At 32.8% G+C, this 22,925-nt stretch carries 17 protein-coding genes; 5 read left to right on the forward strand and 12 right to left on the reverse strand.

From position 1 onward, the window contains the following. The 4 genes from RM519_RS08245 to RM519_RS08260 all read right to left on the reverse strand — a co-directional run bounded on the left by RM519_RS08245 (window position 1) and on the right by RM519_RS08260 (window position 8,221). Complete coding sequence (locus RM519_RS08245) at window positions 1-2,253, reverse strand: PSD1 and planctomycete cytochrome C domain-containing protein (protein ID WP_311593222.1); 2,253 nt, start codon at window positions 2,251-2,253, stop codon at window positions 1-3. Between the two features lie 248 nt (window positions 2,254-2,501). Beyond that, window positions 2,502-4,826: a family 20 glycosylhydrolase gene (locus RM519_RS08250; RefSeq protein ID WP_311593223.1), complete on the reverse strand. Its 2,325-nt coding sequence runs from the start codon at window positions 4,824-4,826 to the stop codon at window positions 2,502-2,504. 3 nt (window positions 4,827-4,829) lie between these two features. After that, entirely contained in the window at window positions 4,830-5,822 is a 993-nt protein-coding gene (locus RM519_RS08255; protein WP_311593224.1) for a carbohydrate-binding family 9-like protein, read from the reverse strand. 143 nt (window positions 5,823-5,965) lie between these two features. Next, on the reverse strand, window positions 5,966-8,221 hold the full coding sequence (locus RM519_RS08260; protein WP_311593308.1) for a GH92 family glycosyl hydrolase: 2,256 nt from the start codon (window positions 8,219-8,221) through the stop codon (window positions 5,966-5,968). A 110-nt stretch (window positions 8,222-8,331) separates the two neighbouring features. Here RM519_RS08260 and RM519_RS08265 point away from each other — a divergent pair, with 110 nt between their 5' ends. Together RM519_RS08265 and RM519_RS08270 are read left to right on the forward strand one after the other, a co-directional pair. Further along, window positions 8,332-9,408: a sensor histidine kinase gene (locus tag RM519_RS08265; protein WP_311593225.1), complete on the forward strand. Its 1,077-nt coding sequence runs from the start codon at window positions 8,332-8,334 to the stop codon at window positions 9,406-9,408. Further along, window positions 9,408-10,121, forward strand: coding sequence for a LytR/AlgR family response regulator transcription factor (locus RM519_RS08270; RefSeq protein WP_311593226.1), 714 nt, complete (start codon window positions 9,408-9,410; stop codon window positions 10,119-10,121). Before RM519_RS08265 ends, RM519_RS08270 begins: the two co-directional genes overlap by 1 nt. Before the next feature lie 2 nt (window positions 10,122-10,123). Here RM519_RS08270 and rpe read toward each other — a convergent pair whose 3' ends face one another. Then, window positions 10,124-10,783, reverse strand: coding sequence for a ribulose-phosphate 3-epimerase (rpe, locus tag RM519_RS08275; protein WP_311593227.1), 660 nt, complete (start codon window positions 10,781-10,783; stop codon window positions 10,124-10,126). A gap of 135 nt (window positions 10,784-10,918) precedes the next feature. After that, window positions 10,919-11,782 (reverse strand): sigma-70 family RNA polymerase sigma factor, encoded by an 864-nt coding sequence (locus tag RM519_RS08280; RefSeq protein ID WP_311593228.1) that lies wholly within the window; start codon window positions 11,780-11,782, stop codon window positions 10,919-10,921. A 142-nt stretch (window positions 11,783-11,924) separates the two neighbouring features. On the opposite strand from RM519_RS08280, the gene RM519_RS08285 reads away from it, so the two are divergent. Both RM519_RS08285 and RM519_RS08290 read left to right on the forward strand, forming a co-directional pair. After that, complete coding sequence (locus RM519_RS08285) at window positions 11,925-13,067, forward strand: helix-turn-helix domain-containing protein (RefSeq protein WP_311593229.1); 1,143 nt, start codon at window positions 11,925-11,927, stop codon at window positions 13,065-13,067. Between the two features lie 175 nt (window positions 13,068-13,242). After that, a complete protein-coding gene (locus tag RM519_RS08290) occupies window positions 13,243-13,797 on the forward strand; it encodes a DUF3575 domain-containing protein (protein ID WP_311593230.1) in 555 nt (184 codons plus the stop codon). Between the two features lie 73 nt (window positions 13,798-13,870). On the opposite strand, the gene RM519_RS08295 is transcribed toward RM519_RS08290, so the two are convergent. Then, complete coding sequence (locus RM519_RS08295; RefSeq protein ID WP_311593231.1) at window positions 13,871-16,096, reverse strand: polyribonucleotide nucleotidyltransferase; 2,226 nt, start codon at window positions 16,094-16,096, stop codon at window positions 13,871-13,873. Window positions 16,097-16,236: 140 nt separating this feature from the next. Next, window positions 16,237-16,506, reverse strand: a complete 270-nt coding sequence (gene rpsO, locus RM519_RS08300; protein ID WP_311593232.1) for a 30S ribosomal protein S15 — start codon at window positions 16,504-16,506, stop codon at window positions 16,237-16,239. A 235-nt stretch (window positions 16,507-16,741) separates the two neighbouring features. Between rpsO and RM519_RS08305 the strand changes: the two genes are divergently transcribed. Beyond that, window positions 16,742-17,617: a hypothetical protein gene (locus tag RM519_RS08305; RefSeq protein ID WP_311593233.1), complete on the forward strand. Its 876-nt coding sequence runs from the start codon at window positions 16,742-16,744 to the stop codon at window positions 17,615-17,617. A gap of 58 nt (window positions 17,618-17,675) precedes the next feature. Here the strand turns inward: RM519_RS08305 and RM519_RS08310 are convergent, their stop codons facing one another. From RM519_RS08310 to tamL, 4 genes are all read right to left on the reverse strand, one after another. After that, window positions 17,676-18,119 (reverse strand): peroxiredoxin family protein, encoded by a 444-nt coding sequence (locus RM519_RS08310; protein WP_311593235.1) that lies wholly within the window; start codon window positions 18,117-18,119, stop codon window positions 17,676-17,678. A 43-nt stretch (window positions 18,120-18,162) separates the two neighbouring features. Then, window positions 18,163-19,023, reverse strand: coding sequence for an acetyl-CoA carboxylase, carboxyltransferase subunit beta (gene accD, locus RM519_RS08315; protein WP_311593236.1), 861 nt, complete (start codon window positions 19,021-19,023; stop codon window positions 18,163-18,165). Window positions 19,024-19,132: 109 nt separating this feature from the next. Continuing rightward, complete coding sequence (gene fbaA / locus RM519_RS08320) at window positions 19,133-20,200, reverse strand: class II fructose-bisphosphate aldolase (protein ID WP_311593237.1); 1,068 nt, start codon at window positions 20,198-20,200, stop codon at window positions 19,133-19,135. A gap of 161 nt (window positions 20,201-20,361) precedes the next feature. Then, window positions 20,362-22,899 (reverse strand): translocation and assembly module lipoprotein TamL, encoded by a 2,538-nt coding sequence (gene tamL, locus RM519_RS08325; protein ID WP_311593238.1) that lies wholly within the window; start codon window positions 22,897-22,899, stop codon window positions 20,362-20,364. Window positions 22,900-22,925 lie beyond the last annotated feature (26 nt).

Below are 22,925 nucleotides of genomic sequence, written 5' to 3' on the forward strand. Positions count from 1 at the left end.
TTATCCTTTTACGATGGCTTCATCTAAATTAAATACCAAACTTGTTAAAGTTGATAAACCATATATTTTTTCTGGAGCAATATTTTCGTTGCTCGTTTCAATTTTCGATGTTTCTGGATTAAAGTTGTTTTCAGAATTTTCTAAAAATTCCATCAAATTATTCAATTCAGAACTGTCAGGGTTTCTAGAGGTGATTTTTCTGAAAATAGATGTAATTCTTTCTTCATCGGAAAGTTCACTTTTGTTTAGCATTTCAACAGCTAACGTTTGAGATGCTTCTATTAATTGAGGGTCATTTAACATTACAAGTGCTTGTAATGGTGTGCTCGTTTTTTGACGTTGTACAGTGCAGTCATCTCTACTGGCAGCATCAAAAGTTGTCATAGATGGAGGAGGTACAGTACGCTTCCAAAACGTATATAAACTTCTTCGGTGTAAGCTTTCTCCGGTGTCAGGTATGTATTTTGTAAGCCCTTGACCTGATGTAGTTTCAGCCCATAGACCTTCTGGTTGATAGGGTTTTACACTTGGTCCGCCTACTTTTTCAACTAACAATCCACTAACAGAAAGCGCATTGTCACGAATCATTTCTGCGGTTAATTTTGCCCTAGTATTTCTTGCTAAATAAACATTGTTAGGGTCGGTCGTTTGCAGTTTTGGAGTTGTTTTAGATGTTTGCTGGTAGGTTTGAGACATTGCAATTCTTTTCAACATTTTCTTCGTATCCCATCCATCTTCTCTATAGGTTATTGCTAGCCAGTCTAACAATTCTGGATGTGAAGGAAGATCACCTTGATTTCCAAAATCTGCCATAGACGCAACAAGTCCAACACCGAACATCTGTTGCCATAATCTATTCACTGCCACTCTAGCCGTAAGCGGATTCTTTTCATCAAAGAACCAATTGGCCAGACCTAACCTGTTTTTATCATATTCGTCGGTAAATTCCAATAAAGCAGCCGGTGTAGAAAATTCAACTTCTTCAGTGGGATTATCGTAAACGCCTCTACCTAAAATGTGCGTTTTTCTTTTAAAATCATCATCTTCTTTCATAACCATAAGATTCACTTTTTCAATAGAATCTGGCATTTTAATAAACGAAAGAACGTCTTCAATTTCCTTTGGTGTAATTTCAATATTAGGTTTTGGAATTTCGCTATAACCAATTTGCCCTTTTTCTTTTAACTGATTGAAAAAAGAATAGAACCCATAAAATTCTTCCATAGAAATAGGGTCATACTTATGGTCATGACAACGTGCGCATTCCATGGTAAGACCAAGTAAAGCTTTAGCAGTGGTGTTGGTTCTATCCATTACATATTCTACACGATATTCCTCATCAATTACACCTCCTTCTTGAGTTATTTTATGGTTTCTGTTAAAGCCAGTGGCCACAATTTGCTCGAGCGTAGCTTCAGGTAATAGATCTCCTGCTAACTGCCATTTAATAAATTCGTCATACGGTAAGTTTTTATTATAAGCATGAATTACCCAATCTCTCCATGGCCACATTACACGTTCTAAATCATCTTGATATCCATGTGTATCTGCGTATCGAGCAACGTCCAACCATTCTGAAGTCATGCGTTCTCCGTATGCTTCAGATGCTAAAAGTTTATCAACAACTTTTTCATAAGCACTTTCGCTTTGATCCTGTAAAAAACTATCTAAATCATGAAGCGTAGGAGGTAGGCCTGTTAAATCGAAATAAACTCGTCTAATTAGTTTTTCTTTTGTTGCCTTTTCAGAAGGAGTAAGTCCTTTTTGAGATAGTTTATTTATTATGAAATTATCAATTTCATTGGCGGCTAAAATGTTGTTTTCAATTTCCGGAACGTTAGGATTTGTTGGTGGAATAAACGCCCAATGATCTTTCCATTCGGCCCCTTGTTCTACCCATTTTGTTAAAACCTTTTTTTCGTAATCTGAAAGGGTGAGATTAGAATGTACCGGTGGCATTATTTTCTCTTGGTCCGGATTGTTAATCCTAAACACTAGTTGACTATTTTCTAAATCGCCAGGAATTATGGCATGTCTATCTAAGTTTTCTCCAATGGCGCCAAAAGCATTTTCTTTAATGTCTAATCTCAGCCCTGCTTCTCTAGTACCTTCATCTGGACCATGACATAGGTAACACCTGTCGGACAGAATTGGTTTAACATCAAAAATATAATCAATTTTATCAGGTACGATTGTTTTAGATAATGCATTTGAACTTGCATATTCCTGATAACTAGGTTCAGAAGAACTCATTTTATTATTTCCAATTTTCACGAGAATTACGAGACAAAAAGGAATGAAAAAGAAGAGACCTAATTTTAAAAATGAAAACTTTTTTTGTGGCACAATGATAAATTTTGTTCAAAATACTAAAACATGGTCTTTTAAACGTCTTTTTTCGATGAATTACCAAATGTTAATGGTTAAGGTTCGACTAAAAAAAAAATCTCATTTCGTAAAATTTGAAATGAGATTTGTCTTTTGGTTTTATTTATGTGGAATTATTCTATCAAAATTTCATCTACAAACAAAAATATACCACCATTAGGTGCAATATTACTATAGTTAATGGCTTTTATTTGCACAAATTGAGAATTTGTTTTTGTGAATTCTACAACAAAATCTTTAAGAGTAACATCTCCACTCTTAACAAAATCTCTTTTTGTTTCACCAACTTTTTTAAATGATTTTCCATCATTAGAAATCGAAATTTCTACGGCAATTGGATAATAAATGCCAGGTCCTTGACTTTCCATAGACCCAACTGTTACTTTGTTCATATCTATTTTAGTTCCTAAGTCTATAACGATCTCCATATCCTTGTTTAACCACGCTTGCCATTGTCCATCATGAAAGTTCTTAGTACCCCTTAACGAATTAACCATATTAAAGTTTCCTACACCTTGATAACGTTTGTTAGGTTCTTCTGTATAGGTCACTTTTTTACCAACGGCTTCATGAAATTTAATCGTTTTATTAAACTCTCGTCCAATTGGTTTATCATTTTTATAAAGCGACGCTTTTATATTGGTCGTCTTTGTTAATTGTATAGGTTCTGTATATTTAATAGCAGAATTATCTAAAGGTTCATTCGTTAAATTATAACGAATATCTGAAACTGGGAATTCATTTTTCAAAAACAGTTGAACTGTTTTATTTTCAATATTTATTTCAGTGTTTTCAGTAACTAAATAAGCGCTTTCTGCATAATTAATTCCTTGGTGTTTATAACGTTCAAATAAAGATTCGATTCTTATAGAAAAGTCATCCCAATCTCTAGATTCGGTAGGACTCCATAGTGCTTCGGACATTGCCGCAAGTCTTGGGAATATCATGTATTCCGAATGCTCATTTGAAGGAACATATTCAGACCATAAATTTGCTTGTCCTCCTAGAACATGTGCCGCTTCTTCTTTTGTCATAGAATCCACAATTGGGTTGAATTGATATACTTTGCTTAAAGTGGTGTAACCACCCCAAGCAACAGGTTCTTCGTTTTGAGGTCCTTGATAATGGTCAAAATAACAATGAGTGCCAGGAGTCATAATAACATCATGCCCTTGCTTTGCTGCTTCTAGACCTCCTTTTACACCTCGCCAACTCATAACGGTTGCATCCGGGGCGAGACCGCCTTCTATAATTTCATCCCAACCTACTAATTTTCGACCATTCTTTTTGATGAACTTCTCCATTCGTTTAATGAAATAACTTTGCAATTCCTCAACATCATGTAGCCCTTCAGTATTCATTCTTTTTTTGCAATGGGGACATGTAGCCCAGTTTGTTTTCGTTGCTTCATCTCCACCAATATGGATATATTTTGAAGGAAATAAATCCATTACTTCGGTTAGTACGTTTTCTAAAAAATCAAAAGTTGATTCTTTTCCAGCACAGTAAATTTCAGTAATTGGCCAAACACCTCCTGATGGAACTCCGATCGGAGTTTCAAAGCAAGATAATTCTGGGTAGGCGGCAACAGCGCTCATAACATGTGCTGGCATCTCAATTTCTGGAATAACATCGATTCCCTTGGATGTTGCGTAGCTCACAATTTCTTTAATTTCTTCTTGCGTGTAAAATCCTCCAAAGGTCACTTGGTCCGAAGGCTTGTTAACATCTCTTGCTGACCAAGCAGCATCTTCTTGATCTACTCTAAATCCACCTACTTCGGTCAATTTTGGATATTTTTTAATTTCAATTCTCCAACCTTGATCATCCACTAAATGAAGGTGAAGCACATTCATTTTATGATAGGCCAATCTATCTATAGTTTTAAGGACATAATCCTTGTCGAAAAAATGTCTAGACACGTCGAGCATTAAACCTCTGTATGCGAACCTTGGAGCATCTTCAATTGTAACTTCAGGTAAGATCCAAGAGGTATTCTGCATAGAAGTACTTTCGAATTCAGTTGGTAAAAGTTGTCGTAAAGATTGTATGGCATATACAAAACCGTTATGGTCACTAGCCGAAATCGAAACTCCATTTTTGGTAACTTGTAATTTGTAGGCTTCTTTTTCTAAAGAAATGTCGATTAATAATTCAATGTAGTTAGATGATGGTTTATTGTCTGAAGTGACTTGTTTTAATGCAGTTCCTGCTACAATCTTAAACTGATTTGTAAAAGGAGTTATTGTATTTTTATTTACTCCTTCAGTAGTGACAATAACAGTATTTTTATCGATGATATAATTGCCTTGACCTAATTCAGTCTTAACAGGTTTTGGAATTATAGTAATATCTTTTTCTGTGAAAACTTTTGATTCAGTTATACAAGAAAATAATGTGATTGCAACAATAGTAACTATAGGTTTTAGAAATTTCATGATTTAATGTGTAGTCAATTTTCCTTCGTTGTTTATAAATAGGGTTTTGTTCGTAAAGGGGCTTTTCACCGAAAGCACATAACTTGTTTTTGTTGTTTCGGTGGTAATATTTATAGTAGTTTCTTTTATTAATAAAGATTTTGGAAACAAATCCTTATTCCATTTTTTGTTTTTTGAGTAGTAGTTTCGCTGATTATTATGAATGTCGAAAAGTTGTAATCTAATATATTCGTCATTAGTTAATTGAAATGATTTTTTTTGTTTTTCATTTTCAGCAAAAAATACGTAGCCCCATTTTTCAGGTTCATGCATATTTATAACACCTTGGGGCGACCAAACCCAATTGTATTCTGGTAATAGTTTTTTTGTTTTTGGATCTTTTTTTCTAGAGTATTTTCCATCTTTTATGTCAAAATCCCAGTTAACTCTTGAGAAATTCACTCGCCAATAATTGTTTTTTGGAATAGAAGTAGAAGAAGAGCCCTCCAAAAGAACACTCCATGGAAGTGCTATTTCAACTGACCATTTAGTATCTCTATCACTGGAGTCATTTAAGGTGCCATCAATAAAAACAGCGGTTTTCATTCCTTTAATATCCCAATTATCTAAAATCTTGTTTCCATTTCTATAAGGTTTGGTTAAGAATAAATCCCAAACGGTGTTTAATGCGTTCATTTCAAACTCCATGTAATTATGAGAGTCTCCATCAGGATCCATAAAAATTTCGAAATCATTATTGTAAAAAATTACGGCATCTCTTTTTGTAATATCTCCCCAGATATTAGGCTCTTCTAATTCTGCATAGAAATAAAAATATTCATCATCCCAAAGCATTTTTACTTTGGTTTTATATTTTGGAGTTTTTACACCTTCTATATCAATAAATTCATCCGTCCAAATTGCGTCTTTCCATTGCGTTTCATTTGCAATACCATCAATTTTAATAGCGTTCGTGGTGTAATTAGCAATGTATGATTTTGGTAGAATACCACTCATACTTTGCGCGAATAGTTGAGTTGATATCATAAGTAAAAAAAGACAAGACAATCTGATTTTGCTCTTGTTTGTTATCAATTCAATAGAGTGTATTCTTCCTTTGTCAGAGAAAATTTTCATAAAACTAATTAGCTTAACGTTTATTAATGGACTCCCCAATTCTTATTGGGTGCATCACCCATTACAAAATGTAGGGTGCCTCCGTTTTTTAATTCTTGATGCATTAAAACGGTTCGGTTAAAATTAACATTATTCAAGGTTGCAGATTGAATGTATTTATTTTTATCAGAAACATTTTCAGCGATGATTGTAAAGTTAGTGTTTTCTGAAATTTTAATGACAGATTTTTCAAATAATGGGCTACCAATTTGATAAAGTCCAGAAGAAGGATTGTAAGGATAAAGCCCCATTGAACTAAAGACATACCAAGCAGACATTTGACCACAATCTTCATTTCCACTTAACCCATCTGGTGTAGCAAAGTATTGAGATTTTAAAATTTCTCTGACCCAATATTGGGTTCTCCAGGGTTGGTTAGCAAAATTAAACATATAAGCTATGTGATGGCTTGGTTCATTTCCGTGCGCGTATTGCCCAATTAAACCAGAAATGTCAGCAGAAACATTTTCGCCTGTTATTTCAGAGGATTCAGTGAACAATTGCTCTAATTTATTACTGAATTTGTTATTGCCACCATGTAATTTAATAAGTTCATTCGTATCGTGTAAAACGAACCAACTATGTTGCCATGCATTTCCTTCGGTATAGTCTGCATGTACCCTATGTGCTGAAAATTTTGGATCAAAAGGTTCGTGCCAACCGGTACCTGTATCATTTTTACCTCGCATAAAACCAGTTTCAGGATCAAACAAGTATTTGTATGCTTTGGAGCGATTTAAAAAGTATTTGTAATCTTCTTGTTTATTTAATAGTTTGGCAATTTGTGCCACACACCAGTCGTTATAGGCATATTCTAAGGTAATTGTAACCGATTCATCTAATAAATTATATGGAATATAGCCATACTCTTTATAGATACTTAGTCCCCGAGCATCCTGCATCATAGTTGTTTTCATTGCGGAATAAGCCTTTTCAATATCAAAACCTGTGATTCCTTTTAAAGAAGCTTCGGCAATAACTGGTATGGAATGATAGCCCGTCATAGTATTGGTTTCATTTCCATATAAATTCCAAACAGGTAAAGTTTTATTTTGGTTATAGTATACCAACATAGAGTTTACAATATCTGACACGCGATTAGGATCTAATATGGTAAGTAATGGCTGTTCTGCTCTAAAGGTATCCCAAAGTGATAGCGAAGAATATGTAACAAATTTGTCAGTTTTATAAATACTGTCATTACTTTGTCTAAACGCACCATTTTTATCGCTAAAAGTTACTGGTGCTATTTGAGTATGATATAGGGCGGAATAGAATATTTCTTTTAATGAGTCATTAGGAGTTTCAATAAGAATTTTGCTTAGGTTTTGTTCCCATTTTTTTTCAGCCTCATTCTTAATTCTATCAAATTCAAAACGTTCCATATGATCGCTCATATTTTCAAGAGCATTTTCTATACTAACCGATGAAAGTCCAACTTTAACTTCAAGACTTTCATTATTAACATCGTTAAAAAAAAGTTGAACAGCAGTTTTTGTGCCTTTAACTGATTTTGTTTTTTCAACGTATTTGCTGTCAACAATTAAGTCATATTCTTTCAATGATTTTGAAAATTTTGCAACGAAAAATACTTTCTGATTTTTTGCCCATCCTGTACTATGTCTGTAACCCGAAATAGTAAATTTATCTTCAATTTTTAATCCACTTTCGGTCAATCTATCCCAATTTATTGCAAAGCCTAAATCAATAATTACTGATTGGGTGTCATTTTCTGCATAGGTGTATTTATGAAATCCTGTTCTTAAGTCTGTGGTCAATTCTGCCTTAATATTGTGATTAATGAGATCTATGCTATAATAACCCGCCTTTGAAACTTCTTGAGTATGTGTATAACTAGATTTATAAGGAATATCATCTCGCGATTTAATAGGTGTTGTTAAATCAACTTTTTTATTAATTGGCATAAGTCTAATATCGTACAAATCACCAATACCCGTTCCACTTAAATGCAGATGACTAAATCCGATTGTTATAGAATCTGAATAATGGTATCCAGAGCACCACTCCCAGCCTGAAGTGCCATTATCAGGGCTTAGTTGTATCATACCAAAGGGAACTGTTGCTCCCGGATAAGTATGCCCATGGCCACCCGTCCCAATAAGAGGATTTACATAGTCAGTTAGAGTTGTATTTTTTACAGTAACTGTTTCATTTAACCTTGAACAAGAATACAGAACTAAAAAAATAATGGAAATAATGGAAAAATATTTTTTCAACAGTTGCGCAAATTTTAGTTTGTTCTATAAATATTTATAAATTTACCTAGTTGTAAAACTTATTTAGACGTATGGCAGTTCGTATCTGCTAAACTTCAACAAAAAACAAATCTGTGCCATTAACCGATCAATATAGAAATTTAGAATCTGCAAAAACATTTAAAATCACCTTTAGATATCATGCCATATTTTGGCTATTGTATTTTAGTTTAAATACAATTCGTTGGGCTGGTATTCATAATGATTTTTTATATTCTTTAAAAACAACAGCGATAGGTTTCCCAATACACATGATGTTGGCGTATTTTAATATTTATTATTTAATGCCAAATTTTGTTTTTAAAAGAAAATATTTGTCATATATAGTTTTACTTGTAGTCTCAATTCTTGCGGTTGTTGTTCTTAAGTTTAATCTAACATACTATTTAATAAGTCATAATGTTTGGCCAGAAGGTCCTGAAGTAACAAATACATTTACCGCTAATTATGCCTTAGATATGTCAATTGGAGAGTTTTATGTAGTTGCAGTAGTTACTTCTATTAAAATTACCATGGATTGGATAGCTGAACATAGAAGGGTTACAAATTTGGAAAAGATGCAATTAGAAACAGAGTTGTTATTTTTAAGAACTCAAGTGTCTCCGCATTTCTTTTTTAATACACTTAATAATATCTATTCCCTAGCATTGGAGAATTCAAAAAAGACCCCTCAAGTTGTATTGAAGTTGTCCGAATTAATGAGATATCTTTTATACGAAACAAAATCAAAAAGAAATAGTCTTCAAGATGAGATAGTTTGTATTCAAAATTATTTGGATTTGGAACGTTTGAGGTATGGAGAAAAGTTAGAAATTGAAATGAATATAAAAGGAGAAATAGGAGAGAAGAAAATTGCACCTATTTTACTTTTGTCTTTTGTTGAGAATGCATTTAAGCACGGAGTCAGTAAAACGATTGAAAAAGTTAAAATAAAAATTGAATTTGATATAACTCAGAGTTTCCTCTATTTTAGCATTTCAAACCCCATTCCAGATACAGATGACTTCAATAAAAAAATGAATGCATCTGGTGGTATTGGACTTAATAATGTTAAGAAGCGGTTGGAACTAGGGTATAAGGAGGAAGAATTTGATTTGGCAATTGAAAATAAAGACAACAACTTTACTGTGAATCTTAAAATAAAAGTATAATGAGTATTAAATGTATAATTATTGATGATGAACCTTTAGCGGTAAACGTTATTAAAAACTATTTAAATCAAATAGATAATTTCGAGTTGTTAGAAACATTTAATAACGCTATTGATGGTTTGAGTTTTATGAATGACAATGCGGTTGATTTGATCTTTCTAGATATTAATATGCCCATTTTAGACGGTTTAAGTTTTATTAAAAGTTTAGAGAAAAGGCCAATAATAATAATAACAAGTGCATATAAAGAATTTGCCGCAGAAACCTATGACTTAGATGTATTGGATTACTTAGTAAAACCAATTAGTTTTCCAAGATTTGTAAAATCTGTAAATAAAGTAAATAAAATATTGTCAGTTTCTAAAACTGTACAAAATGAGACGTTAGATAAGCCTTTTATTTTTATAAAATTAGAAAAGAAAAGGATGAAAAAACTCTACCTTGATGAGTTGTTGGTGGTAGAATGTTTAAAAGATTATTTAAAGCTGATTACGACTACTGAAAATTATATCATTCATCAGACCTTAGGAAGTTTTACCGATGGTTTACCGGTTGATAAATTTTTACGAATTCATCGCTCCTTTACAATATCATTAGATAAAATTGATATGATTGAAGGCAATAGTGTTGAAGTAGGTGGAATGCGCTATGTAATTGGCCGAACTTATGCTAAAAATGTAAAACCGATTATATTAAATACTGCAACACTTTAAATTTAGCTGTTCGCTAAGGCTTTCAGGTTTTTAATAGTTTCAATTGGATTTTCTGCTTTAAAAACAAAACTACCAGCAACTAGAACATCTGCACCTGCTGCAACTAGTTGATGCGCGTTTTTATCCGTAACTCCTCCGTCGATTTCAATTTTAGTCGAAGCGCCAGATTTTTCAATCAAGTCTTTTAATTGAATAACCTTTTTGTAAGTATTTTCAATAAAACTTTGTCCGCCAAAACCAGGATTAACACTCATAATACATACTAAATCAATGTCTTTAATTACATCTTCTAAGACGCTGATAGGTGTATGTGGATTTAGCGCTACTCCAGCTTGCATACCCGCCGCTTTGATGGCTTGTAATGTTCGGTGTAAATGAGTGCAGGCTTCATAATGAACAGTTAAAATATCTGCACCTACACTTTTAAATGTTTCGATATATCTATCAGGATCTACAATCATTAAATGCACATCCATCGTTTTTTTAGCATGATGTTTCATCGCTTTTATTACTGGCATTCCAAACGAAATGTTTGGTACAAAAACACCGTCCATTACATCAATATGAATCCAATCTGCTTCACTTGTGTTCAGCATTTCTATATCACGTTGAATGTTTGCAAAGTCTGCTGCAAGTACTGAAGGAGCAATTAGTTTTGTCATGTGTTAAAATTAAAAAGATTTATGTTTTGCAAAGATAGGGAGTCAAATTAAAAAGTGCATAAAAGTTTGATTGAAATTGAAATAAAAAATGCCAAGCAATTTGCTCGGCATTTTCTATAACGTTTTACTTTTTTATTATCCTAAATATGTTTTTAGGATTTTACTTCTAGAAGTATGTTTAAGTCTTCTAATTGCTTTTTCTTTAATTTGACGAACGCGCTCACGGGTTAAATCAAATGTTTCTCCAATTTCTTCTAAAGTCATTGGGTGTGCATCTCCTAAACCAAAGTATAATTGAACAACATCAGCCTCACGAGGGGTTAATGTTTCCAAGGCACGGATAATCTCGATTTTTAAAGAGTCGTGCATTAAAACTCTATCCGGATTTGGAGATTCTCCCGTATTTAATACATCGTATAAATTAGAGTCCTCACCTTCAATTAAAGGAGCATCCATAGATACATGGCGTCCAGAATTCTTCATAGATTCTTTTACATCAGAAATTGTCATATCTAATTTCTTAGCAATTTCTTCTGCAGAAGGAGGACGTTCGTTTTCTTGTTCTAAGAAAGCGTACATTTTATTAATTTTGTTAATTGAACCAATCTTGTTTAATGGTAAACGAACTATTCTAGATTGTTCTGCCAAGGCTTGTAAGATAGATTGACGAATCCACCAAACAGCATATGAGATAAATTTAAATCCACGAGTTTCGTCAAAACGTTTTGCCGCTTTAATTAAACCTAAATTCCCTTCATTAATCAAATCTGGCAATGTTAATCCTTGATTTTGGTATTGCTTTGCTACAGAAACAACGAAACGTAAATTGGCTTTTGTCAACTTTTCTAAAGCTACTTGATCTCCGGCTTTAATCCGTTGTGCTAATTCTACTTCTTGATCGGCAGTAATTAAATCTACCTTACCAATTTCCTGTAAATATTTGTCTAATGATGCAGTTTCTCTATTAGTAACCTGCTTGGTAATTTTAAGTTGTCTCATCTAATAATTTTTAGGTGTCAAATATATATACGTAAGAGTTGATTGTTTTGTTACAAAAAAACAGTGTAAAATATTAAAATATCGTTTTAAGGTCAAATTGGTAGTCTTAAATTATTACTTAGTTTTTTAGTAAATTGCTATCATGAATCTTGTTTCAGTAATCAATTTTTTTTTAATTGCAGGTGTTGTTCAAGGGTTTACATTTATCCTTATTACCATTTTTGTAAAAAAGAAATTTCAAAAAGCAATTGTTTTTTTGAATTTAGTTGTTTTTTTTATTTCATTAAATAATTTACAAGCCTGGCTTATAGAATATGATTTTATACCATCTAATTTTTTTATTAGTAAGTTGCAATTGCCATGGTATCTGCTAATTTTTCCGATGTTTTATGCATTTTCCACCCATTTTTTAAGAATAGAAAAAGAAGTAAATTATTTTTTAAAATTAACTTTACTAGTTTTTGTTTTTGAATTGATTCTTAGATTAAGTTTAATTTCTGCAGTTTACTATTATGTACCGAACCGAAACGATGCTTTAATTAAAAAATACGAAAATTTTGAAGAAATTTTTAATGTTTTATTTTGCCTATTCATTTTTTTTAAAGCGAGTATATTAATTTTCAAAAAGAATGATTTAGTATCTCCAATTTTAGCATACGATAATTTAAATTGGTTAAAGTGGTTTATTAGATTTGGGAGTGTTTTAATGATTCTTTGGATTGTAGCCGTTATTATTTCAAATATAAATGGTAGCATGATTGCTTATTATCCATTACGTTTAGGAGATTCAATATTATTGTATTGGATTGCTTATCAAGGAGTGTATAAGTACAATGTAGTTCAAGATCGTATTTTTTTACGAAATTCTATTGAGGCGGGAGGAGTTTTGATATTTCCAAAATTCGATGATGAATTTGCGGAAGGACAAACAAATTCACGAAATAAAAAACACATCAAAGAGTATGAGGTCATAGAAAAGTATATTATTGAAAGTAAATATTACTTAGATCCATTATTGAGTATGGAGAAGTTAAGTTATGAATTAGGAATGAGTAAAAGTCATTTTTCTAAATTAATAAACTCTTACAGTAATTATAATTTTTCCGATTTTATTAATTCTTTAAGAGTTGAACAGGCAAAAGAAATTCTGTCAAATGATGAGTTTGCCTCTTATACTATGGTTGCAATTGGTTTGGAATGTGGTTTTAATTCAAAATCTACTTTTTATTCGGCGTTTAAAAAATTCACTTCAGAAACGCCTTCTAGTTATCGAGAAAAACATTGAGGGCCAGTTGACTAGTCCGAAATAATCGTTAATTGTCCGAATTTGTATTTGATGGAAATTCTAGGATAATGAGAACATTAATTGATTTTATTTTTGAATTCAATGATTTTAAAATACGAAGTATTAAGGTCATTCGTAATGCTTAAGGTTTAATATTAACTAAAAACTAAACTCTATGAAATCGATTAAGAGCCAAGTCAAATCGCAAATTGCTGTATTCTTTTTGTTATTAATAAGCGTAGGATCATTTTCTCAAGAAGTTGAAATTACAAAGGAAAAAACAGTTAGAAATGAAATAAAATTGAATCTAATGTATCTTCTTGGAAGTACTATTGATATTGCGTATGAGCATATTTTGAATGAAAATTCCAGTCTTGGAATTTCATTAATGCATACATTAAATGAGAAGAACAGTATGTGGAAATATGGAATAACGCCCTATTACAGAATGTTTTTCGGAAAAAAAGAAGCCAGTGGTTTTTTTATTGAAGGGAACATGGCATTTTACTCAGAAGAAATAAACTATGGAACTTGGATTTATTTTGGGACACCTCCACCAGTAGAATTTGAAACCGGATTTGGTGCTGGATTTGCAATAGGAGGGAAATTCGTAAATAAAAATGGTTTTTTGGTTGAATTATACCTAGGAGCAGGACGTAATTTTATTAATACAGATATTATAGAAGAGTATTACCCTCGTGCTGGAATAAGTATTGGAAAGAGATTCTAGTGCAAATTTATTTAAATGAAAAAACCTCAAAAAATAAATTTTGAGGTTTTTAATATGTCAATAAAAAAAATTATTAATCTCTTTTTCTATCATCTCTTCTATTATCACGTCCGCGATTGTCTCTTCTATTGTCACGACCTCCGCTTCTGTTATTGTCTCTAGGTGGTCTTGCTACATAACCTTCTGGTTTTTCTAACAATGCCTTTCTAGAAACTTTTTCTTTACGTGTTCTTGGATCTAAACCGAAATACTTAACATCAAATACATCTCCCATGTTTACAACATCAGATACATTTTCTGTGCGTTCCCATGCCAATTCACTCACGTGTAATAACACTTCGTTTCCTGGTGCTTCCATATATTCAACAACTGCACCAAAGTCAAGCATTTTAATTACTTTAACTTCGTATACACTTCCTTTTTCAGGTTTGAATAATAACGCATCTATTTTTGCCATAACAGCATTAATACCTTCGCTTCCTACACCTAAAATTTCTACGATACCTTCCTCTGTAACTGGATCTTCGTTAATAACGATCGTCGTTTCAGTTTCTTTTTGCATCTCTTGAATTACTTTTCCACCTGGACCAATTAAAGCACCAATAAATTCGTTAGGAACTCTACGCGTTACCATAGTTGGCGCGTGTTCTTTAACGCTCTCAGCAGGAGCAGCGATTGTATCAGTAATTTTCTCTAAGATATGTAAACGACCTTCACGTGCTTGTTTTAGCGCATTTACTAAAATTTCGTACGATAATCCTTTAATCTTGATATCCATTTGACAAGCAGTAATTCCTTCAGAAGTACCCGTTACTTTAAAGTCCATATCTCCTAAGTGATCTTCATCACCTAATATATCACTTAAAACGGCATAACGATCACCATCAGAAATTAACCCCATTGCAATACCAGAAACAGGTCTCTTAAGTTGAACACCTGCGTCCATCATTGCCATTGTACCAGCACAAACAGTTGCCATAGAAGAAGAACCGTTAGATTCTAATACTTCAGAAACAACACGAACTGTGTAAGGACAATCTTCTGGAATCATTCCTTTTAATCCACGTTGAGCCAAGTTACCATGACCAACTTCTCTTCTTGAAGTTCCTCTTAATGGTCTCGCCTCACCTGTACAGAAAGGAGGGAAGTTATAGTGTAAATAGAAATTCTCTTCTCCTTCGTAAGATGGCATGTCTATTTTATTAGCATCTCTAGATGTACCTAAAGTAACGGTTGCCAAAGCTTGAGTTTCTCCACGCGTAAATACAGAAGAACCATGTGTGGATGGCAAATAATTAGTTTCACACCAAATTGGTCTAATTTCATCTGTTTTACGTCCATCTAAACGAACACCTTCGCTCAATGTTAATTCACGAACTGCTTCTTTTTCTGCTTTACTGTAGTAACCTCCAACAAGATGACCAAATTCTTCCATCTCTTCTTCAGTAAATGAAGCCTTAACTTCCTCTTTTACTTCAGCAAATGCAGCACCACGTTCTGCTTTTGAAGTTCCCTTCTTAGCAATAGCGTAACATTTGTCATAAGCTAATTCATGTATTCTTTTTTGTAATTCTTCGTTTACCTCAGCAGTTTCGTATTCACGAGTTTCTTTTTTACCTACTGCTTCCGCCAAACGTTCTTGAGCTGCAATCTGAACTTTAATAGCTTCGTGTGCAAATTTGATAGCATCTGCCATTTCTTCTTCAGATACCTCATCCATTTCACCTTCAACCATCATTACAGAATCTGCTGAAGCTCCAATCATCATTTCAAGATCAGATTCTGCTAATTGAGCACGTGTTGGGTTTATTACAAATTCTCCGTTTACACGTCCAACTCTAGCCTCAGAGATAGCACATTCAAATGGGAAATCTGATAATTGAATCGCTGCTGATGCTGCTAATCCAGCCATCGCTTCTGGCATTACATTTTCGTCATGAGACATTAACTGAATCATAACCTGCGTTTCTGCATGGTAATCTTTTGGGAATAATGGACGTAAAACACGATCCACTAAACGCATTGTTAATACTTCTCCGTCACTTGGTCTTGCTTCTCTTTTAAAGAATCCACCTGGATAACGACCCGCTGCAGCAAATTTTTCGCGGTAATCTACCGTTAATGGTAAAAAATCCACATCTGCTTGCTTGTAATTTGAAACAACTGTACATAATAACATACATTTTCCAGATTGAACAACAACACTACCATGTGCTTGCTTTGCTAATTTTCCTGTTTCGATAGAAATTTCTCTTCCATCACCAAGGTCTATGACCTCTTTGTAAACTTTTGGAATCATAAATGTTTTTAAATTTTAAATTAAACTATTGGTTTTTAACAGTTGTGTTGTGTTTATTGCCAACGAAAAGTTTAACTTTCTTTTTTTGAAAATGTTAGGATAAAAATAAAAAAAGAGGCGTAGAGCCTCTTTTTTATGAATTATTTTCTTAATCCTAATTCTTTCACAATTGCACGATATCTTAAGATATCTTTCTTCATTAAATAATCTAAAAGACTTCTTCTTTTACCTACTAATTTAACCAATGAACGCTCAGTGTTAAAATCTTTGTGATTGTTCTTTAAGTGCCCAGTTAAGTGGTTAATTCTGTAAGTGAATAATGCAATTTGTCCTTCTGCAGAACCTGTGTTTGTTGCAGTTTCTCCGTGTTTTGCGAATATCTCTGCTTTTTTTTCTTTTGTTAAATACATGCTAACATTAATTTTTAATAATTTTTATGTAATTTTTTGAGTCCGAAGAATCAAGGCGCAAAGATACTATTATTATTTTGATTGGCAATCTATTAGTTAAATAAAAACAATGATGATTATGTCCCTAGATTTTTAAGAAATGAGATAAAATGAAAACCGGAAGTAGGAGTTTTTTATAATGAGTTGTTTTATAATTGGAAAGCAAAAAATTAAGTAATCCCCTAAAATTATAATTATGAAATTAAATGTATTAAGAAAAGGAATTTTAGCATTAGCGCTAACAACCGCATTAATCAGTTGTACTGAAGATGAGGTTGCAACAGTATTTGAAGAAAGTTTGACAGCAGAAGATGTTTCCGCTATTGAAGAAATAGATGCAGCAATGGATGATATTAGTGTGGATGTAGAACAGGCCTTTGTGCTTGTTGAAGGAGCAAGTGCACTATCTACAAAGGCTGTATTAGATAAAAGTGAAACTGATAAAGGAGGCCCAGAATTTTTTCCTGAGTGTTTAACAAAGACTGTAGTAACAGAACAAAATATGAAAATTGTAACCTTAGATTTTGGTGAAGGTTGTGAAATACGCGGTAGGTTTATTGCAGGAATTATTATGATGACCTATGAAAAAGACCCAGATTTACAAACTAAAACAATTACGGTAACTTTCGATGGGTATAGAGTGAATAAAAAATTAATTGAGGGAAGTAAAACAATTGTTAGAACTCGAGAAAATGAAAACGGAAACCCACAATCTACAAGTACTTTTGATATTATGGTTACTTGGGATAATGGTGATACGGCTTCTAGAGTAGGAGAGAAAGTGAGAGAAATGATTGCAGGTTCGGATACTTGGATTTGGAGTGATAATGTTTATTCTACAACAGGTAATTGGAATACTGTAAGAAAAAATGGAACGGAGATTACGGCTCAAATTGTGAATCCATTAATTAGAAATTTAGAGTGTAGGTTTATAATTAGCGGATCTATAGATTTAACGAAGAATGATAGGCATGGAGTGTTAGATTTTGGAGAAGGTGAGTGCGATAATATGGCAACTTTGACCTTAGATGATGGAACTGTAATTGAAGTAACACTTCCAAAAAGAGATTAAATTAGGTGTAAATTGTTGTTATGAAAAAGATAAGGTGGAGCGTTTGCTCCACCTTATTTTATTGCATATATGGTATAATGTTTTCTACTCTCGTTTCTCCTTCAAACTTATGGATTAATTTACCTTTTTTTGAGTAGAGTAATATACTTGGGAATTCACCAACACCAAACTTATTAGCGAACGTTAGACGCGCATCTTGTAAAAAGGTTATGTTTGGTTGAGTAAAATCATGTTTATCTCTAAATGCTTTAATAGCACTCATTTCTTCAAACGAAATAAATGTAAGTTCTAAATCAGAAAATAAATCTATTTCTTTCCGTAACCACTTGGCTTGTTTTGCGCAGTGGTCGCATTCCGAATTGAAATACAAAATAAGTTTTGTGCGTTTTTTATCAAAACTGTCTTTTGTAAAACGTTCTGAATTTAAGGTGTAAAATGTAAAATAAGGTATTTCCTTTACAGCGATTACTTCAGGTTTTTGTGTTTTACAGGCATTAATCAAAAAAGTTAATAAAAGTAAAATGAAAATCCGACTGTTTCGCATTCTAAGATCTTATAGGTTGATTTAAAATTAAATCAATATAAAGGTTGACTTCTTTCTTTAGATCTTTACGCTCAACAATTTTATCAAGGAAACCATGTTCTAACAAAAATTCTGCTGTTTGGAATCCTTCTGGCAACTCTTTACCTGTAGTGTCTCTAACTACGCGTGGTCCAGCAAACCCGATTAAAGCTCCAGGCTCAGAAATATTAATGTCTCCTAACATTGCAAATGAAGCCGTAGTACCTCCTGTTGTTGGATCTGTACATAATGAAATATATGGAATTCCCGCATCAGCTAATTGCGCTAATTTTGCAGAAGTTTTTGCCAATTGCATTAGCGAAAGTGCAGCCTCCATCATTCTTGCTCCACCCGATTTTGAAATGATCATAAACGGGATATTATTTTTTAATGAATAATCTGCAGCTCGTGCTATTTTTTCACCAACAACACTTCCCATAGAACCACCAATAAAAGCAAAATCCATCGCAGCAACAACTAACTCATTACCGAATGATTTTCCCACTGCTGTTCTTACAGCATCTTTTAACTTGGTTTTCGCCTGTGCTGCTTTTAATCTGTCTGGGTAGTTTTTAGAATCTGTAAACTTTAAAGGATCCTTTGAGGTCATTTTCGCGTCTAATTCCTTAAACTCGTTGTTGTCAAACAACAATTCAAAATACTCTTTACTCCCAATTCTTGTATGATATCCGTCTTCTGGACTAACATAAAAATTCTGCTTTAATTCGTCTGCATCAACAATTTTACCACTAGGCGTTTTGTGCCACAGGCCTTTAGGAACATCCTTTTTCTCTTCAGTCGGAGTTTGAATTCCTTTGTCTTTACGTTTAAACCAAGATGACATATAGTAGGATTTTAAAGTTTAAAATAGAGGGGCAATTTACTAAAAAAATAAAGAGAAACTACAAATAGTTTCTCTTTATAAAATTGTTTTAAATGAAGTTTATAACTTCTTATAAGGTATCTATATTGTTTAAGTCTTCAAATGCTTGTTTTAAACGCGCTTTAAAAGTCAACTCTCCTTGGCGCAGCCAATTACGAGGATCATAATATTTCTTGTTTGGAGCATCAGCACCTTCTGGGTTTCCGATTTGAGCTTTTAAATACTCAGCATTTTTACCAAAGAAATCTCTAATACCTGTAGCAAAACCCCATTGTAAATCGGTATCTATATTCATTTTAATAGTTCCGTATCCAATTGCTTCTCTAATCTCCTCAACAGTTGATCCCGATCCACCATGGAATACAAAATCAATAGTGTTTGGAGCAACATTATATTTTTCAGAAATATACTCCTGAGAATTCTTTAAGATCTTTGGAGTTAATTTTACGTTACCTGGCTTGTATACACCGTGTACGTTTCCAAATGCAGCGGCAATTGTAAATTGTGGGCTTACTTTTAGCAATTCTTCATATGCATATGCAACTTCTTCTGGTTGTGTGTATAATTTAGAAACATCAACATCAGAATTGTCAACACCATCTTCTTCTCCTCCTGTAATACCTAATTCAATTTCTAAAGTCATTCCCATTTTGCTCATACGAGCTAAATATTCTTTACAAATTTCAATATTCTCTTCTATTGGCTCTTCAGATAAGTCGATCATATGAGAACTGTACAATGGTTTTCCAGTTTCAGCAAAATGTTTTTCACTAGCATCTAATAAACCATCGATCCAAGGCAATAATTTTTTAGCACAATGGTCAGTATGTAAAATAACTGGTACACCATAGGCTTCCGCCATTAAATGGATGTGTTTTGCTCCTGCAATACCACCAGCAATTGCCGCTTTTTGTCCATCGTTAGATAGTCCTTTACCGGCATTAAATTGTGCTCCACCATTAGAAAACTGGATGATAACTGGGGCATTTAATTCTTTAGCAGTTTCTAATACTGCATTAATTGTATTTGATCCAATTACGTTTACCGCAGGTATTGCGAAGTTCTTATCTTTTGCAAGTTTGAAAATTTCTTGCACCTCATTTCCTGTGGCAACTCCAGGTTTAATATTGTAACTCATATTGATAGTTTATTAAATTGAGTTGCAAATTTACTAAATTAAACGTGATTCTTACTTATTTAACTATTTGTTAAAGTGTAATTGGATAAAAAAACGAAATTATGAAAAAAGCGGAATTTAAAATTGAAATTCGATAGAATAAGGGTGGCATATTTGCCAATTTAAAAAGGATAGTTGATTCCAAAATTGAATACCGAATGGTTAAAGTTGTAGTTCGTAAACCATTTCTTACCCTTGGCTAAATAGGGTTCGTAAGTTTTAAAGCCTAAATCTAAACGAACCACTAAGAAATTAAAATCATAACGTACTCCGAACCCAGTTCCTAAGGCTATGTCTGTTAAAGAACTAATTCCAGTGAATTTACCTTCCTCTTCAATAAGTTCAGAATTGGTAATGTCCCAAATGTTTCCAGCATCAGCAAAAATGGCACCTTTGAAACTGTTAAGGATATTAAATCTATATTCTAAACTTGTTAAGAATTTCAGCGTTCCAACGTTGTATTCTAAGTCGTTTTCAGTTGAGCCTGGACCTAAATCATAAATTTTCCAAGCACGTAAATCATTTGCTCCACCAATAAAATAACTTCGATTAAATGGAATGGTTGAGGAGTTTCCATAAGGAACAGCAACTCCTAAAAAAGCACGGTAGGCAAGCGTGTTTTCGTCTCCCATCCCCCAAAATTTCTTGTATTCAAAATCTCCTTTTAAGTATTGCGCAATCGGAATTCCAAATAATTCCTTGTTAGAACTTTCAGGTGTTTCTTTTGCAAATTGAGTTGTAAGTGCTCCGGCCGATGCAAGGCGCACTCTGAAAAAAGAGAAGTCAGTGTCCTTGTAATCTTCTCGATTGTTATAGGTGAATTCATAGGTAATTGCAGGGACCAAAACATTTTCTGTAATAATATTGTACTTGCTATCTATGTTCTGTGTATCTCCATACTCGTTTGGATGGCTAGATTCAAAGTTGTTACTTGGGTCTAGCATATAGTCAATGAAATCAAGCGGAATTAAATTTCCGTTATCATCATACATTTCAGGAGGGATTGTAATAGTTTCTGACATGGATTCAGAAACATCAATCAAATCGTTATACTCAGAAGTATAAATCTCGAAATACGATTCTGGATTTAGATTTTTAATAAACTGCGCATTTATTAATTCAAAACGATGTCTTATTTTTTTGCTAGACTGCCAGTTATACCCTATGATGCCTGTAAATAATTGTTTGTCTAAGCCAATGTTTTTTTGAAAACTAGTACCTAAAGTGAAATTAGTTTTAGGTGCCATGTTTTTAGGAATTATTTTGGTAGTATTAATAGGAAACAGTATTCTTGGAATTTCTAAAGAGACATCACCTCCAAATTCCCATGCATTAAAGAAAATATTTTTGTCTTGGTCTGCAACATCAGTAGAATTAAAGAATGAACCTTGTAAAGAAAAATTTAAAATCTCGGCCCCTCTAAAAATGTTTCGATTCATAATAGAAACTTTACCTGACACACCCATTTGTTTAATGTTTGAATGTGACAATTCAGTGTTAACAGCAAAAGAGTATTTCTTATAAGGTGTTAAAAATATTTGAGCAGCTAAACTGTCTTGATTTAACTCTGTATATTTTATATCTACTAGTCTAAAATTTTTGAGGCCTCTTAAGTTTTTTCTTGTCAAATCTCGATCTTCATCTTTGTAAATACTATCTGGGTATATAAAAATACTATTTGTTAAAAGTTTGGAGTTGTATTTAATTTCATCATGTGCATGGAACGTATATTTATTGTAAGTGTCTGTTGCGTTATATGGATCATTTTTTCGGCTAAAAGAGTAATCAGTATAAACATCGATTTTTGATATTTTTTGAACACGAAAAGGAGTCGAATAAATACTATCATTCTCTTCAATAAGTCGATTATTTATGTTTAAATGAATATTTGCTTTGAAGGGAACTAAAGAAGAATCTGCGTCAAAATGAATTGTATTTCTATTAAAATGATAAATTCCAGTGTTTCTATAAATTGAAGTTAATCTATCCGCTTCATTTTCAAAATCTTTGAATCGAAATTGATTTCCTTTTTTAATTAATGAAGCATTGCTGTTTTTCTCATAAATAGAATCGAGAATAGGAGTTCTTATGTTTTTAGAAATACTATCTATTTTGTATGCTTTACCTGTGTTTACGTTATATTCTACGGTAACACGTTTCTTACTTTTAAAAGTTTCTTTGTAATCTACTGTTGCTCGAAAATATCCTTCACTCTGAAAATAGTCACGTAAATTTTTTGCGGTCTCCACTGTTTTTAAAGTGTCTAAAACAACAGGCGCTTCTCCACTTCTAAAAAACCATTCATTTATGCTGTTTTTAAAGTTTCGATATCCTCGCGATTGTTTTTCTGAAAAAGCCTTTGAAAAGGACCGATGACGTTTTGGAAATGAATCTCTCCAAATCTCATATGGGTGCAGAAAATTCTTGCTTCCAAGATTGTAGAAATTTAAAGAGACAGGAATTCCTAAAACCAAACTGTTTGGCCGTTGCATTAAATAGGTGTTTACCTCATCATCAATATTTTTTTTGTCATTGACTTTGATGGTGTTTTTTTTGAGCAAGTGCTCACCTTCATTTACATGTTTTATAGCATTACAAGCGGAAAGAAGAAGAATTATAACTCCTAAAAAAATGTACGATACAATGCAGTTGTTTTTCAACAAATAAGAGTTTAAATTTGTTCAAA

The organism is Urechidicola vernalis, assembly GCF_031846385.1.
Lineage (GTDB): Bacteria > Bacteroidota > Bacteroidia > Flavobacteriales > Flavobacteriaceae > Urechidicola > Urechidicola vernalis.